The following is a 15046-nucleotide window of genomic DNA, read 5'->3' as shown; positions in this document are numbered from 1 at the left end:
CCGCCGCTTCACCGCCTCACCCGGACAGCGTGGACGTCTCCCCCGCCGGTTCCCGCTTCCGCCCCTGTAGCCACACGTACACCGGAATCCCCGCGAAAAGGAACAGCACGCCCTGGTAGACGGCCGCGTAGCCGGCGCCCGCGATCAGCCAGAAGGAGAACGCGAAGGACAGAGCGGCGACGATCAGATCGCGAACGAGGCCTGCCGGGCGGACCCGCTCGCGGGTGCCCTGGGCCAGCCAGTACAGCTGCGCGGCAGCCGACAGAAGGTAGGGCACGCAGCCGGTGAACGTCGTGATCAGGACGAGGACGCGGAAGGTGGTGTCCGGGCCCGCCGTGTAGTTCAGGGCGATCAGGAGCGTGCCGAGGACGGCGACGGCCCAGACCCCGAAGCCGGGCACCCCGCCCTTGCCGACCTTGGCGAACGGCGCCGGGAAGAGGCCGTCGCGGGCGGCGGCGTACGGCATCTGCGCGGCCATCAGGATCCAGCCGTTGAGGCAGCCCGTGATCGAGGCGACGGCGACCAGGGCGATGGCCGTGCCGCCCCAGGAGCCGCCGGTGATCGCGTTCACCGCGTCGGCGAAGGGGGCGCCGGAGTTCACCAGTTTGTCGTGCGGGACGAGACCGAAGACGGCGACCGTGCCGAGGAGGTAGACGAGGGCGGAGCCCAGGGTGCCGAGGACGCTCGCGCGGCCCACGTTGCGCTCCGGGTTCTCGACCTCGCCCGCGCTGACCGCGGCCGACTCGACGCCGAGGAAGCTGTAGAGGAGCAGGGCGGCCGCGGCGGCGACCGCGCCGGGGGTGCTGCCTCCGGAGGCGTTGAACGGGCCGAAGTTGTCCGCGTCGACGAAGAAGAGCCCGATCGTGGAGACGAGGAGCAGCGGCACGAACTTCAGGATCGTCGACACCACCTGGACCACGCCGACCCAGCGGGTCCCGGCGAAGTTCGCGGCCGCCGGGAGCCACAGCGCGGCAAGGGCCACGACCGCTTCGAGGGCGTGGTTGCCGTGCAGGGGGATCAGGACGTCGACGTAGCCGACGACCGCGACGGCGAGCGCGGCGATGCTGACCCAGCACATCGTCCAGTACGACCAGGCCGACAGGAACCCGGCGAACGGGCCGAACGCGTCGCGCGGGTACACGTACAGCCCGCCGGTGACCGGGCTGCGCCGGGCCAGCTTCCCGAAGAGCAGGGCGAGCAGCACCGCGGCGACCGACAGCACGACGAACGCGAGCAGACTCACCGTGCCGTACGGGGCGACGGTGGCCGGCAGCGCGAAGATGCCGCCGCCGATGATGTTGCCCATCACGAGCGCGGTGGCCGCGGCCAGGCCGAAGGTGCGGCGGGGGGCGGGGGTGGCGGCCGGCTCCGGTGCGGTGGCCTCGGTGGGGCTGGGGGCAGTCATGGTGCTTTCCGTGCGGTGGGGAGCGGGGGTGCGTGATCGTAACCCGGCGTCCCACATGCTGGGCGATCTGTTCATGTGATGGACATGAACGTCCGTCGCCCACCCCTTCGGCTAGCGTCGTCCCATGACCAGCGACACCTCTTCCTCCCTCGCCCGGGCCCTCGCCGCCGGAACCGTCGTACTCGACGGCGGCATGTCCAACCAGCTCGAGTCCGCGGGGCACGACCTGAGCGACGAGCTGTGGTCGGCGCGGCTGCTCGCCGAGCGGCCCGAGGCGATCACCGAGGCGCACCTCGCGTACTTCGAGGCGGGCGCGGACGTGGCGATCACGTCGAGCTACCAGGCCACGTTCGAGGGCTTCGCCCAGCGCGGCATCGGGCACGAGAAGGCCGCCGAACTGCTCTCCCTGAGCGTGGAGTTGGCGCGCGACGCGGCGGGGCAGGCGCAGGCGAAGGGGGTCGCGCGGTCGCTGTGGGTGGCCGCGTCCGTCGGCCCCTACGGGGCGATGCTCGCGGACGGCTCCGAGTACCGGGGGCGGTACGGGCTGAGCGTCGACGAACTGGAGCGCTTCCACCGTCCCCGGCTGGAGGTGCTGGCCGCCGCCGGTCCCGACGTGCTGGCGCTGGAGACGGTGCCCGATTCCGACGAGGCGGCGGCACTGCTGCGGGGGGTCCGCGGGCTGGGGGTGCCTGTGTGGCTCTCCTACTCGGTCGCCGGAGGGCGGACGCGGGCCGGCCAGCCGTTGGAGGAGGCCTTTGCCCTGGCGGCCGACGTGGACGAGGTGATCGCCGTCGGCGTCAACTGCTGTGCGCCGGAGGACGTGGACGGTGCGGTACGGACTGCCGCCGGTGTGACCGGCAAGCCTGTCGTCGTCTACCCCAACAGTGGGGAGGCCTGGGATGCGGAGGCTCGCGCCTGGGCGGGGCGCTCCTCCTTCACCTCCGAGCAGGTGACGGGGTGGCGGGCGTCCGGGGCGCGTCTGATCGGTGGGTGCTGCCGGGTGGGGCCGGAGGCCATCGCGGGGATTGCCGGGGCGTTGCGCGGCTGAGCAGGTTCGCCTTTTCGCCACAGGGGTTCTGGTGTCTCGCGGCTGCGGCTTCGTCGTGGTGGTTCGCGCAGTTCCCCGCGCCCCTTCAGGGCGCTAACCTCAGCCCATGGGAACCGGTTGCCGATGACCAGGAAGAGCGAGGACGTCGGGCGGAGCACGATCCGGGATGTGGCGGCCCGGGCGGGGGTGTCCGCGTCGACGGTGTCGCGGGTGCTCGGCGGGGTGTATCCGGTGAGTGCGGCGACGCGTTCGCGGGTGATGCGGGCCGTGCGGGAGATGGACTACGTCGCCGACGCGCGGGCCAAGGCGGTCGCCGGGGTCGGGACGCCCACGCTTGCCTTCGTGCTGGAGGACATCACCGGCCCTTCGTTCGCGCACATGGCGTACGGCGTGGAGCGCGAGGCGACCCGGCTCGGCCATCTGTGCCTGGTGTGCGGCACGGAGGGGGACGTGCGGCACGAACTGGAGTTCGTGGAGATGATGCGGGCCCAGCGCGCCGCCGCCGTGATCCTGGTGGGCGGCGCCGCGGACACGGCCGAGTACCGCGAGCGCACCCGTCGTATGGCCGACTCGCTGGCGTCGGCGGGGTCACGGCTGGTGCTGTGCGGACGGCCGCCGCTCGGGCCCGACGCGCCCGTCACGGTCATCGAGTACGACAACGAGGGCGGCGCCTACGCCCTGGTCGCCCACGTGCTGGCCCAGGGCCACGAGCGCGTTCTGTTCCTGGGAGGGAAACCGGACCACACGACGGCCCAAGGGCGTGAGCGCGGCTATCTCGCCGCTCATCGCGCCCGCGGACTGGAGCCCGACCCGGCACTGCTCCGGCACGGCGACTTCACCCGCGACGCGGGCCACCGTCTGATGCGCGAAGCACTCAAGGAGGGCCTGGAGTTCACGGCCGTGGTCGCCGCCACCGACATGGTCGCGGCCGGCGCCCTGACCGCTCTGCACGAGGCGGGCCTGGACGTCCCGGGCGATGTCTCCCTGGCCGGCTACGACGACATCCCGTTCGCCCGCGACCTGCACCCCGCCCTGACCACGGTGCACGTCCCGTACGAGGAACTGGGCCGGCTCGCCGTCCGTACCGCCCTGAGCCGCACCGCGGAGGCTCCGGACGAGCATCTGCTGCTGGGGACGCACGTGGTGGTGCGGGACTCGGTGGCGGCGGCGCGACCGTAGCCGCCCCGCCCCGGCGGTCATGCCGACGGACCGAGCCGGGCAGCCGCAGCCGCCCACCGGGGTCGACGCGAGGCTGGATTCCCCGGCCCTGGCGTAGGCAGCGCACAGCGCCAGCTCGGCGGCCTCCCACGGGCCGTGGGCGGTGCACGACACGGTGGCGGCGCGACCACAGCCGACCCCGCCCCGGTGGTCACTGCCGACGGACCGAGCCGGGCAGCCGCAGCCGCCGCACGACGGAACGCAGTTCCATGTTGCGGGACGGCGAGCCGCCCGCCGGGGCCGACGCAAGGGCGGATTCCCTGCTCCTGAGGGCGTCGGCGGCCCACAGCGCCAGCTCGGCGTCCCGCGGGCCGTGGGCGGTGCGGGGCTCGCCCGCGTCGAAGATCCGCACCGGATGCGTCTCGTCCCAGCGCTCCCAGCCGGGGTCCCCGACCGTCGCGAACCGCACCCAGGCCGCGTGCATGGCGTCGGCGAGTTCCTGCGGCGCGCCCTCGCCGGCCAGCTTGCGGGATTCCGGTACGTCTCCGGTGTCGAAGACGAAGCCGAGCTCCAGGGCGTGGCAGGCGCCCAGGTCCGGGAGGCTGGACGGCCAGGCGAACTCGTAGACGTACGAGGAGTCGGGGCGGGAGTCGGCCAGGCGGTGCAGCGGCAGGCGCAGCAGGTGGTCGGTGACCATCTGGCCGACGATCTCGGCGGTGCCGGCCTCGGTGTGCAGGGTGCGGTAGCCGCGCGGCACCTCGGTGCCGCAGTGGCAGCGGGCCATGGCGCCGGCGAGGGCGACCGCGCCCAGGTGATCGACGCGTTCCAGGAGGCCGCCGGGGACCAGCCAGAGGCGGTATTCGTCGCTGGTCCAGCCCATCATCAGGTCGACGCCCCGTGCCGCGTCGCCGTCGACGAGCGCCTCCAGCGGGTCGCGCGGCACGAGGTCGCCGTCGATGACGATGCCGAAGGAGGGGCCGCCGAGCACGGGGCTGCTGAGTCTGCCCACGTCGGCCTGGGTGCGAAGGAGCAGCTCGCGGTCGACGTCGGCGAAGGCCGCGGCGGTGGCGGGGATCTTCAGCCGGGTGGCCATGCGGCGCACCATGCGCCGTACCTTGGCCCGTTCGAACGCCTCGGGCGGCCCGCTCTGCAGGACCGCCCGCCGTACCAGCCCCTGCGCCTGCGGGGCCGCGATCAGGGCGCCGATGCTGATCGCCCCCGCCGACTGGCCGGCCAGGGTGATCCGGTCGGGGTCGCCGCCGAAGGCCGCGATCGACTCGTGCACCCACTGCAGGGCGGCGAGCTGGTCGCGCAGGCCGGGGTTGGCGGGGGCGTCCGGGAACAGTCCGTAGCCCTCGACTCCGAGTCGGTAGTTGGCCGAGACGAAGACGACGCCGTCCCGGGCGAAGCTGCGCCCGTCGTACACCGGCACGGCGGAGGAGCCCCTGGTCAGGGCGCCGCCGTGCAGCCACACCAGAACCGGGAGCCGGGCTCCGGGGCCCGGCTCCGGTGTCCACACGTTCAGATTGAGGCAGTCGTCACCGCGGACGACGGGGTCGGACAGGTACTTCTCGAAGGCCTCGGAGTACGGCGGTTTCGGCGGCGTCGGCCCGAAGGTACCCGCGTCGCGCACGCCGTCCCAGGTCTCGGGTGGCACGGGCGGCCGGAACCGGCGGGGTCCGAAGGGAGGTGCGGCGTACGGAACACCCCGGAACACCGCGATCCCCTGCTCGTACCGGCCTCGTACGGCCCCGTACGTCGTGCTCACCACCGGCTCTGCCTGGACTGCTGCCGTCATACGACCACCAGCCTCCTCACCGCGCCACTGCACCGGTAACAACAGAGCACCACAGATCGCCCCGGTATTCCGGTGCAGAGCGCGATTCGGCGGCTACTTGGCGTACATCAGGGTGCCGAAGCCGAGCTGGTCGTAGCCGCCGCTGGTGGAGCCGTAGTCACCTCCTCCGCCTTCGGGGGCGACGAGGTTGTAGTACATGGCCGAGATGTACTTGTCGTCGAGGAGCAGGCGCCGGTTGTAGTGGAAGTGGAGCATGGCCCACACCGGACGGATCTGGCCGCGGGACCCGGAGCTGATCACCGTCTGCGACTGCTGGCTGCAGTTGGTGCCGGTGCCCCAGGTGTAGGTGGTGTAGGGGACGTTCTGGCCGATGTTGTACTTGGCGACGTACTGGGCTGCCTTCATGAAGCGGCGGCTGTCGTACGAGTACAGGTCGTCGCCCTGGTTCCAGGCCATCTCGCAGATCACGCCCATCTGGCCCATGCCCATGAGGGTGTGGCCCTGGTCGCGGCCGGACTCCTGCCACTGGCCGAGGGCGTAGCCGTCGGAGTCGGTGTACAGGTACGGGACCGCGTGCGCGATGGAGCCGTTGCCGGCGCCGGACTTGAAGTAGGTGACCGCCTGGTCGTACTTGGCCGCGTTGTCGGTGAGGATCCCGATGGCCATGATCGAGGCCATGTTGCACAGGTCCCAGTTGGCCCAGTAGTTGGTGATGCAGGCGCCGTTGTGCTGGGTGAGGAACTGGTTGTTGAGCGGGTAGAAGACGTTGACCATCATCTTCTTGAAGGCGGCGAGGTCGAAGCCGGCGTAGCCGCGCATGAGTTCGGCGGCCTGGCAGAACTCCCAGCCGTAGATGCCGGCGGCGAGGAACCGGTCGGCGTTGCCGGTGAGGGTGGTCAGTTTGGACGACCAGGCGTTGAGGATCTTGACGGCGGTGTCACCGTTGGCGGTCGTGCCGCCCACCGCCCAGCGCAGGGCGTTCTGGTAGGCGGCGGCGATGTCGTTGTAGAGGATCCCGTAGTTCTCACCCGTGCCACCGCGGATGATGGTGGCCTGCGGGTTGGGCGTCCAGGTGGACTGCGAGTGGGAGTTGGCGGTCAGCCTGTTCCAGCCGGACAGCCAGGGGTCGGCCTTCGCGGCGACCTTGACCTTGGCGCGGTTGATGTCGCCGGCGTTGTGGAGCATGCCGGGGTGGGTGAAGGTCGAGGGGGCCGCGCTGGCGGTGGTGCCCGCCAGGGCGGCGGCGGAGCCCCCGAGGGCGAGTGCGGCGGTGAGACCGCCCGCGGTGCTCAGCAGACCGCGGCGGCTCAACTCGCCCTCTTCAGGGCTTCGGTGGGGGGAAATGCGGCTCATCTTCTGCGACTCCAATCCGTGGGGGGATCAGTCGGGGGTGACGCTCACCTCTTCGAACTGGGAGGTGCCGAGGGTCAGGGGGCTGCGCGAGCAGACCACCAGGCCCACGTGGAAGGGGGCGTCGCCGAAGCCGGGGATCTCGCCGGAGGCGAGGGCGGTCCAGGTGGCGCCGTCATCGGTGGAAACCGCTGCGGCGAAGGCGGTCCCGGCGCGCTTCAGCCGCAGCAGCACGGGCAGTTGCACGGTCGCGGTGCCGGAGAACGCGGAGGCACCGGCCACGGTCTTTCGCAGCATCAGCTGCGCGGAGGTGCCGCCGGTGACGATCACTCCGGCGGCCTGGTCGAACGGTGACAGCGACTTGGCCATCAGCAGGCCCACCCGGTCGGCGGTGGCTCCGCTGCGGGAGGCCAGCCGGGCGGTGAGAGTGCAGTCGCCGGTGACGGGCTGTCGTACGAACTGCCCTGTCATTCCCTGGTTGTTGACGGTCAGGTCGACGCCCGCGCCGCGGACCGTGAAGGTCCCGCCGTCGTACGAGGTGCTGCCCGGCGTGCGGATCGCGACCACGCCGAACGTCCCGTAGGCACGGTCGTCGAGGATCACGTCGCCGAGGTCGCCGTAGGTCCACGGGCCGGGTGGGGGTGTGCCGACCGTGAGGGCGAGGGGGGCGGTGCCGTCGCCGGCGGCGTTGCCCGCGGTGGTGGTGATCGTGAACTCGCCGGTCCCGTTGGGGGTTCCGCAGACCAGACCGGTGCGTCGGTCGACGCGCAGGCCGTCGGGGAGGCCGTCCGCGGTGAAGCGCGTGGGCTCGTGCGAGGCCCGCAGGAGGTGCCGGAAGGGGACGCCCTTGTTCGCGAACACCGTTGTGGAGGAGATGAGTTGGGGCGTGACCGGGACCGGCATGGGGGCCGCCGCCGGCTCCGAGAGCGGGCCCCGGCCACCGGCGTTGGTCTTCGCGACGACGTAGTGGTACGTCGTGCCGGGCGTGCCGGTGGCGTCGGCGTACTGGATGCGGGCGCCGAAGCCGACGGGGCCGATGCCGGTGGCGATGGCCTGGTACGGGCCGTCGGCGGCGGTGGAGCGCAGCACCTTGTAGCGGGCGGAGAGGTCCGGGTCGGTCCAGGCCAGCTCCACGGCGTCCGCGCCGGCCGTCGCCGTGAGGCCGGTGGCGGCGCCGGCCGGGCGGGACACCGACCACACCTCGCCCGAGGCCGAGGTGACGGTGACGTTGTCGAAGGCTCCGGTGCCGGTCTCGGCGTACTCCTCGTCGACGCCGAGGCAGGAGGTGAGGACGAGACCGGCGTACGCGGTGTGCCCCAACTCCACCTCGGTGGTGCCTACTTCGGTCCAGCGGATGCCGTCCGGGGAGATCGCACCGGTGCATCGGCGGCCCCTGCGCGTCACCCGCACCCAGTACGGCTTCCGCAGCCGGTAGCCGTCGCCCGCGCCCTCGACGTACGGGGCCTCCAGCGGGGTCGCGGACTCGGGGAGGGTGCCGAGGCTGGAGATCGGGAAGGCCGCGTTGGTGGTGATGGCGTCCTGCTGGGTGGGGGGCACGGGTGTGCTGCCGGTGGCGGAGATGTCCGCTCCCGCCGACGGCCGTACGCTCCACACACCGCTCCAGGTGTGCAGTGGCAGCCCCTGGATCAATATGGCGGCATGCGCCGCGTCCGCGTCGAGCGAGTCGCGCAGGGTGACGCCGATCTTGGAGTACTGCGAGCTGAGCGGCCAGACGATCCGTGCGGTGACCATGCCGTCACCGGGCAGCGGCAGGTGCGCGAAACGGTAGGTGTCGGCGGTGCCGCTCGCCTCCAGCACGAAGCGCTCACCGTCGAAGGCAGCCGCACCGGGGATCTTCACATCGCCGAGGTCCTGGGTGGACCAGGGGGAAGGAAGGCCGGCGACTGCGCAAGCAGTGCGTGAATTGCCGCTGCTTCCTTGGAAGTTGGCGGCGATGACCCTGTAGTGGTACGTCCGTCCCGGGCGGGCGCCGGTGTCGCTGTACATCGGCTTGTCGAGGCCCGTGGCGATCTCCTCGTACGGGCCCTCGGGCTTGGTCGCGCGGCGGACGCCGTATGTGCTCGCCCCCGCGGACGGCAGCCAGCTCACGGTGACGGACCTGCCGTCGCCGACCGCGGTCACACCGGCCGGAGCCGTCGGCACCGTCGCCGCAGTGGCCGCAGCGCCCGCGTAGGCGAAGGTGCCCCAGCTGGGCAGGTCGTCGTTGCTGCCCTCGACGACGCGGGCGCCGCCGGAGCCGCGGAAGACGGCGGCCTTGGTGTACGGGGTGTCGAGGCCCCGGACGCCGGCGTAGTGGGCGTACGCCATCTCGTAGATCGGCGGCAGGTTGCCGCGGGCGGTCGCGGAGACCGTCTTCTTGATGTACTTGCCGGTGCGGTCGAGGTCGGGGGCGAAGGGCACGTCGCCGCCGAGGTTGTAGCGGGCGGCGTACTCGAAGTCGGCGAGGATGCGGTTGTCCTCGAAGCCCCAGAGGTCGATGCCCTGGTTCCAGGCGACCTGGGCGATGTCGCCGGTCAGACCGACGGCGAGCTGTTCGTGGCCCTGGTCGCGGCCGGCCTCCTGGCCCTGGCCGGCGTCGGTGACGATGCGGTGCGGGATGCTGCCGTTGCCCGCCCCGGCCGCGGCGAAGCGCAGGGCGTCCTCGAAGAGCACGGGCTCCTCGCAGAACACGCCGATGGCGAGGATGGTCTGCAAGGCGGTCAGGTCCCAGTTGCCGTTGGCGTAGAGCATGTAGCCGGACACGGCCGGATACCAGACGTCGAGGAAGGAGCGTTCGCAGCGGGCGATGTCCGCGTCGGACCAGCCGTCGTAGCCGGTGTGGCGCAGGAGCTCGGCCGCGTTGACGAACTTGAAGGCCTGGAGCCCGGCGCCGAGCGGACCGTCCGCGCCGGTGATCGCCGTGAGGGACGCCGACCAGGCGCCCAGGATGTCGCGGGCCTTGTCGGCGTTGGCCCGGTTGCCGGTGACGGCCCACATGAGGGCGTTCTGGTAGGCGGCGGCCGAGTCGGCGACGGCCTGGTTCTGGAAGTTGGTGGGACCGCGGCCCCAGGAGGTGATCTGGCCCGTGTTCTGGACGGTGTACGAGGCCGAGGAGCGTGCGTGCGCCGCGAACGCCAGGTAGCCGTCGTAGACGGGGGATTGCTTGGCGGCGACGGCGGATTTCATCCGGGCCAGGTCGTCGGTGGTGTGCAGCAGGCCGGGGTGGGTGAAGGTCCTTGTGCCGGTGTCGTTCTGGGCGGCGGCCCGGGCGACGCCGGGAACGAGCAGTCCGCTCGTGCCCGATGCCAGCAGCAGGGCCGCCGCGCCGCCGAGAAAGTTCCGGCGGCTGGTCGCGGGAGTGATCATGACGCGGCGGCCGCCTCGGCCTCGGCGGTCGTGAGGAACTTCAGGTTCGTCACGTGCTCGTTGTAGAACCACTGGATCTCGTCGGTGGTGTAGTACCAGGCCGGCTTCTTCATCGAGTCGGCGACGACCAGGCCGTTGATCACCAGGTTCTCGAAGGTGACGTTGTCGATGGCGTGTCCGGCATCGTAGCCCAGGAAGAGCGACGGCTCGGCGCGGGTGCCGGTATAGCTGAGGTTCTTGACGTAGACGTCCTGGATGCCGCGGCCGACCGAGGTGTTGTACTTCGGGTTGAACATCACCTTCATGTAGATGACCTGGCCCCAGCGGAAGTCCTCGATGCGCACGTCCTCGATCCGCACGTTCTTGATGAGGTTGGAGTCACCGGGGTTGAGGGCGATACAGCCCTGGTAGTTCATCTGGGGCTCGCGGTGGTCGAGCACGTCGATGTTCCTGATGACCAGGTTCTCGAGTGTCTCGGGGTTGTCGGTGTTGCCGTGCGTGCCGACGTTGATCGGGTGCGCGACGTCGGCCCACAGGGTGCAGTTCTGGATGGTGATGTCGCGGGTGTCGCCGTAGTAGTCCCAGCGGTGGCAGTAGATGGCGAAGCAGTCGTCGGAGTTGCGCATGAAGCAGCCGTCGAAGACGATCCCGGTCGAGGAGAAGACGTCGAAACCGTCTCCATTGCCCTTCGAGCTGAACGAACGCGCCTTCTTGACGTGGACGTTCTCGCTCATGCCGAACGTGCCCGCGTAGCCGTTCGGGTTCATGATGATGACGTCCTCGACGCGGATGTTCTTGCTGCCCTCGCAGAGGATCGCGCCCGCGCCGCCGTTGATCATGCCGTGCCCCGTGAGCGCCGCCTTCTCCACGTTCTTGAAGAACACCTGCGCCTGGAGGACGGCGCCGCCCGCGAGGTAGACGGTCTTGCCGCTGGGGACGGTGAGGACGTTGCCGGTGACGGTGTGCACGCCGGGGCCGAAGTAGATGACGTCCGGGTCGTCCGCCGAGGGCGGGTCGGGGCATATGTGGTTGGTGATGACGTGCAGACAGTCGAAGATCTCGTCGTTGATCTGGACGACGAGGTCCTTCGGCTCGTCGAGCGTGAACACCAGCGTGTCACCGCCGAGTTCGGGCTTGATACCGAGCGAGTCCGGTCTCACCCGCGCCTTGGTGGTGCCGCCCTTGAGGTACGTCACCTCGATCTCGACGGAGCCCTGGAAGTCGAAGTACACCATCGAGGTGTTGTAGACCTTGCCGGAGCCGGTGGTGGCGTTGATCTCCTCCAGCTGCGGCCGGTAGATGTCGAGCGTCTGCCACTCGCCGTCGGGAGCGGTGCGCACCCGCGCCTTGAAGCTGGTGTTGGTCGGCATGGTGGCCGGGCGGGGATAAGTGACCAGCTTCGGCGCGGAGTTGCCGCTCGCACCGTCGGCACGGGCCGCGGTGGCCGTCAGGGTGGTGAGGCCGGCGGCGAGGACGGTGGCACCGGCCGATTGGAGCGCGGTGCGACGGGAAAGGGGCGTGTTCATGTGCGACTCCTTGCAGCGGAACAGGTCGGGGAGGGACGTCACTTGAGGCCGGTCGTGGACATCCCGGTCACGAAACCGCGCTGGGCGACGAGGAAGATCAGCAGGATCGGGACCACGTACATCACCGAGCCCGCGGCCAGCAGGTTGTTCACGGGCAGTCCGCCGGGCGTGACGTACGAGGTCATGAGGGCGACGGAGAGCGTGGTGCGGTCGCTGGACAGGAGCAGCATGGGGGCGATGAAGTCGCCCCAGCTCCAGGTGAAGGCGATCACGAAGCTCGCGGCCAGCACCGGCCAGGACTGCGGCAGGAAGATCCGCCAGAAGATCCCGCCGTAGCCGCAGCCGTCGACGATGGCGGCCTCCTCCAGCTCCCGCGGCATCCCGGCGAAGAACTGCCGGAACAGGAAGACCAGGTACGGGGCGGCCGCCAGCCCCCACAGCACCCAGGGCCAGTAGGTGTCGACCATGCCGAGCTTCGCGAAGATGAGGTAGGTCGGGAAAAGGGTGATCATCTGCGGCAGCATCATCGAGCCGAGCAGCACTCCGAACAGGAGCTTCTTCCCGGGGGCGTTGAGGCGGGCGAATCCGAAGCCGACCCAGGCCGAGCTGAGGGTGACCAGGGTGGCGTAGATCAGCGAGATGACCAGGGAGTTGCGGGCGTAGCCGAGGAAGTCGATGTTGGTGAACGCGTCGGCGAAGTTGTGCCACTGGATCCTGTCGGGCAGCCAGTGCACCGGGGAGGCCGCCAGTTCGGGTGTGGTCTTCAGGCCGGTGATGATCAGCCAGCCGAAGGGGCCCAGCATCAGGCCGGTGATCACGACGAGGACCGTGTAGAGGACCAGGCGGGACGCACGCACCCGGACCGCGGGGTCGGGTGTCTTCGGCGTCACGGCGTCGGGCGCCTTCGGGGTCACGGTGGTGGCGGTCACTTCTTCGCCTCCGGATCGACGTTGTAGAACACCACGCCGGACGTGGCCTTGAAGATGAGTCCGGTCACGATGAGGATCAGGACGAAGAGCACCCACAGCAGCGCGGAGGCGTAGCCGTAGCGGCCGAGCGCGAAGTACTCCGCGAACACGTGCATCATGTACATGTAGTTGGTCTGCGGGATCGCGGTGACTCCGGCGGGGGTCGGCAGGGGCGCGATGAGCAGCGGCATGATCGTCTGTACCGAGGCGATCATCCCGGTCACGGCCTGGAAGAGCAGGACCGGCGAGAGCAGCGGCACCGTGATGCTGCGGAAGGTGCGCCAGGCACTCGCACCGTCGATCCGGGCCGCCTCGTGGAGTTCGCGCGGCACGTCCTGCAGACCGGCCAGCGAGATGATCATTACGTTTCCGGCGCCCCACAGCACCGCCATCAGGATCACGTAGCGGGCGTACGGGTCGTCGAGCCAGGCGACGGCGTTGATGCCGACGACGTGCAGGACGCCGTTGGCGGCACCCGAGTCCCGGTTGAAGAGCTGCTTGAAGATGAGCCCGGCGCCCACCGGCGGCACCACGGCCGGCAGATAGAGCAGGGTGCGGAACAACCCGCGTGCCTTGATGGGGCGGTTGACCAGGACCGCAAGGGCGAGTCCCGCGATGATGGACAGCGGTACGGAGGTGATGGCGAACACGCCCGCGCGGCTCAGCGCGTCCCAGGTCACCGGGTCGGACAGCAACTCGCGGTAGTTGCCGAGCCCGACGTAGCGCCAGTGCGGCGAGATGCCGTCGAAGGTGGTGAAGCTCAGCCACAGCGCGTACGCCATGGGGCCGACGGTCAGCAGCAGGAACCCGGTGATCCAGGGCGAGGTGAACATGTAGAACGCCCGGTGCCGCCGTGCCGTCATGGAACCGCGGGGCAGGTCCGTGGAACGGGCGGAGCCGGTGCGCGCGGCGGACCGGGGCCGCTGCGCGGTTTCGGAGATCTGGCCGACTGTCATCCCACCTGCTCCTTACCGCGCTTCATCTGCTCGTTGACGACCGAGTTGAGGCGTCCCACGAGGGTGTCCACGGAGATCCGGCCGTTCATCGCGGCCGGAATGACCTGGTTGATGAGGGCTTCGAGCGCGTCCCACTTGATGTAGGGGGTGAAGGGAGTCACCGAGAAGTGCTTCAACTCGGCCTCCTGCACCTTGAGCACGCGCTTCTGGTAGTCCTCCTTGTGCGGCATCAGCGGCTGGAGCGACTTCAGGCTCGGGATGCCCCAGCCGCCCTCCGCACGCGCCTTGGCAGGCGCCTCGCCGAAGAACCACTCGAAGACCCGCCAGGCGGCATCCTTGTCGCGCGCCTTCTTCGGCATCCACATGCCGGTGGCGCCCTGGCAGGAGCTGAGCCGCGGACCACCCCGGAAGACGGGGGCGGGGGCCAGGCGGGACACCTCCGCCACCTTCGGCTCGGCATTGATCATTCCGCCGAGCCAGTAGCCGGCGCCGGACATGGCCATGCGGTCGGCGACGTAGGTGGGCCCGTCCCAGGCGTCGGGGTTGGGCTGGATGAGGCTCGGCCCCACCTTGGTCCTGGCATAGTCCAGATACCAGGTCAGGGCCCTGCGGGCCTCGGGGGTGGTGAAGTCGACGCGGCTGAAGTCCTCGCTGAAGAGGCTTCCTCCGGCGGCGGCCGTCAGGTTGGTGAAGAGGATGCCGAGACCCAGACCGTTGTAGCTGCCGCCGTAGACGGTGGTCTGGCCGTTCTTGCGCTGGACCAGACGCCTGGCGCTGTCCAGCCACTCCTCGAACGTGATCGGCTCGGTCTCGGAGGGGTAGTCGACGCCCGCCTTGTCGAAGAGTGCGGTGTTGTACCAGAACATCGCGTCCTGGGAGAAGTCCTTCGCCATGCCGTAGCGCGGGCCCTTGCCCTGGGTCCTGCCGTCGTAACGCCACAGGTCGTTGGCCGGGGCCAGGTCGTCGACCTTGAGGACGGTGGACCTGGCGAAGTACGGGTCCAGGTTCTCGGCCACACCCCGGGCCGCGAAGTACGGCGCGTCGAGGGCGCCGACGCCGCGCACCAGATCCGGCGGGTTGCCACTGGTGAGCATGGAGATCAGCCGCGTGATGTCGTCCTGCACCACGGTGATCTTGATGCCCAGTTCCTTCTGGGCCTGTCTGATCAGGTCCGCGGAGACGTCGTCGAGCTTGGCCATCATCGTGATGCTCTCGCCGCCGCCGGTCGCGGCACCGGCCACTTGCAGGGCACAGCCGCTGAGTGAGGCCGCGCCGGCCGCGGCACCGGCTGCCGAGAGGGCGACAAAGCGGCGGCGGCTCACTGGAGCACCGGCCTGGGAGTGCATGAACGACCCACTCTCTTCGCTGAGACGGAGGACGAGACGGATGACGACATGGATGACGAGACGGACGACGGGAGTCGGGGCACGCGACGAGGGATGAGGGCGACGTGCGAATGCGAGAAGGTCGC

At 70.3% G+C, this 15046-nt stretch carries 10 protein-coding genes; 2 read left to right on the top strand and 8 right to left on the bottom strand.

Features of this window, described 5'->3' with window-relative positions:
• Nucleotides 1–16: 16 nt before the first annotated feature.
• A complete protein-coding gene (locus LJ657_RS05770) occupies nucleotides 17–1405 on the bottom strand; it encodes an amino acid permease (protein ID WP_232647126.1) in 1389 nt (462 codons plus the stop codon).
• Nucleotides 1406–1529: 124 nt separating this feature from the next.
• Here LJ657_RS05770 and mmuM point away from each other — a divergent pair, with 124 nt between their 5' ends.
• Nucleotides 1530–2453 carry a homocysteine S-methyltransferase gene (gene mmuM, locus LJ657_RS05765; protein ID WP_232647125.1) on the top strand — a complete coding sequence of 308 codons (924 nt, stop codon included), beginning with the start codon at nucleotides 1530–1532 and terminating at the stop codon, nucleotides 2451–2453.
• 123 nt (nucleotides 2454–2576) lie between these two features.
• Entirely contained in the window at nucleotides 2577–3632 is a 1056-nt protein-coding gene (locus LJ657_RS05760; RefSeq protein ID WP_232647124.1) for a LacI family DNA-binding transcriptional regulator, read from the top strand.
• A 190-nt stretch (nucleotides 3633–3822) separates the two neighbouring features.
• Here the strand turns inward: LJ657_RS05760 and LJ657_RS05755 are convergent, their stop codons facing one another.
• The 7 genes from LJ657_RS05755 to LJ657_RS05725 all read right to left on the bottom strand — a co-directional run bounded on the left by LJ657_RS05755 (nucleotide 3823) and on the right by LJ657_RS05725 (nucleotide 14921).
• The gene (locus LJ657_RS05755) at nucleotides 3823–5409 is read right to left on the bottom strand and encodes a carboxylesterase/lipase family protein (RefSeq protein ID WP_232647123.1); all 1587 of its coding nucleotides are present in this window, start codon (nucleotides 5407–5409) and stop codon (nucleotides 3823–3825) included.
• Between the two features lie 93 nt (nucleotides 5410–5502).
• The gene (locus tag LJ657_RS05750) at nucleotides 5503–6762 is read right to left on the bottom strand and encodes an alginate lyase family protein (RefSeq protein WP_232647122.1); all 1260 of its coding nucleotides are present in this window, start codon (nucleotides 6760–6762) and stop codon (nucleotides 5503–5505) included.
• A 27-nt stretch (nucleotides 6763–6789) separates the two neighbouring features.
• A complete protein-coding gene (locus LJ657_RS05745; protein WP_232647121.1) occupies nucleotides 6790–10125 on the bottom strand; it encodes an alginate lyase family protein in 3336 nt (1111 codons plus the stop codon).
• The gene (locus LJ657_RS05740; protein WP_232647120.1) at nucleotides 10122–11651 is read right to left on the bottom strand and encodes a glycosyl hydrolase family 28 protein; all 1530 of its coding nucleotides are present in this window, start codon (nucleotides 11649–11651) and stop codon (nucleotides 10122–10124) included. Before LJ657_RS05740 ends, LJ657_RS05745 begins: the two co-directional genes overlap by 4 nt.
• Before the next feature lie 38 nt (nucleotides 11652–11689).
• Nucleotides 11690–12580 (bottom strand): carbohydrate ABC transporter permease, encoded by an 891-nt coding sequence (locus tag LJ657_RS05735; protein ID WP_372487810.1) that lies wholly within the window; start codon nucleotides 12578–12580, stop codon nucleotides 11690–11692.
• The gene (locus LJ657_RS05730; protein ID WP_232647119.1) at nucleotides 12577–13575 is read right to left on the bottom strand and encodes a carbohydrate ABC transporter permease; all 999 of its coding nucleotides are present in this window, start codon (nucleotides 13573–13575) and stop codon (nucleotides 12577–12579) included. Before LJ657_RS05730 ends, LJ657_RS05735 begins: the two co-directional genes overlap by 4 nt.
• A complete protein-coding gene (locus LJ657_RS05725; protein WP_232647118.1) occupies nucleotides 13572–14921 on the bottom strand; it encodes an extracellular solute-binding protein in 1350 nt (449 codons plus the stop codon). Before LJ657_RS05725 ends, LJ657_RS05730 begins: the two co-directional genes overlap by 4 nt.
• Nucleotides 14922–15046 lie beyond the last annotated feature (125 nt).

It is taken from the genome of Streptomyces guryensis (assembly GCF_021261325.1).
Taxonomy (GTDB): Bacteria; Actinomycetota; Actinomycetes; order Streptomycetales; family Streptomycetaceae; genus Streptomyces; species Streptomyces guryensis.
Note: the sequence above shows the minus strand (reverse complement) of the source record. Positions and strands in the feature narration are given on the sequence as shown.

Coding starts and splice junctions, on each gene's coding strand:
- LJ657_RS05770 (WP_232647126.1), bottom strand. CDS start 1,405: ATGACTGCCCCCAGCCCCACCGAGGCCACCGCACCGGAGCCGGCCGCC.
- mmuM (WP_232647125.1), top strand. CDS start 1,530: ATGACCAGCGACACCTCTTCCTCCCTCGCCCGGGCCCTCGCCGCCGGA.
- LJ657_RS05760 (WP_232647124.1), top strand. CDS start 2,577: ATGACCAGGAAGAGCGAGGACGTCGGGCGGAGCACGATCCGGGATGTG.
- LJ657_RS05755 (WP_232647123.1), bottom strand. CDS start 5,409: ATGACGGCAGCAGTCCAGGCAGAGCCGGTGGTGAGCACGACGTACGGG.
- LJ657_RS05750 (WP_232647122.1), bottom strand. CDS start 6,762: ATGAGCCGCATTTCCCCCCACCGAAGCCCTGAAGAGGGCGAGTTGAGC.
- LJ657_RS05745 (WP_232647121.1), bottom strand. CDS start 10,125: ATGATCACTCCCGCGACCAGCCGCCGGAACTTTCTCGGCGGCGCGGCG.
- LJ657_RS05740 (WP_232647120.1), bottom strand. CDS start 11,651: ATGAACACGCCCCTTTCCCGTCGCACCGCGCTCCAATCGGCCGGTGCC.
- LJ657_RS05730 (WP_232647119.1), bottom strand. CDS start 13,575: ATGACAGTCGGCCAGATCTCCGAAACCGCGCAGCGGCCCCGGTCCGCC.
- LJ657_RS05725 (WP_232647118.1), bottom strand. CDS start 14,921: ATGCACTCCCAGGCCGGTGCTCCAGTGAGCCGCCGCCGCTTTGTCGCC.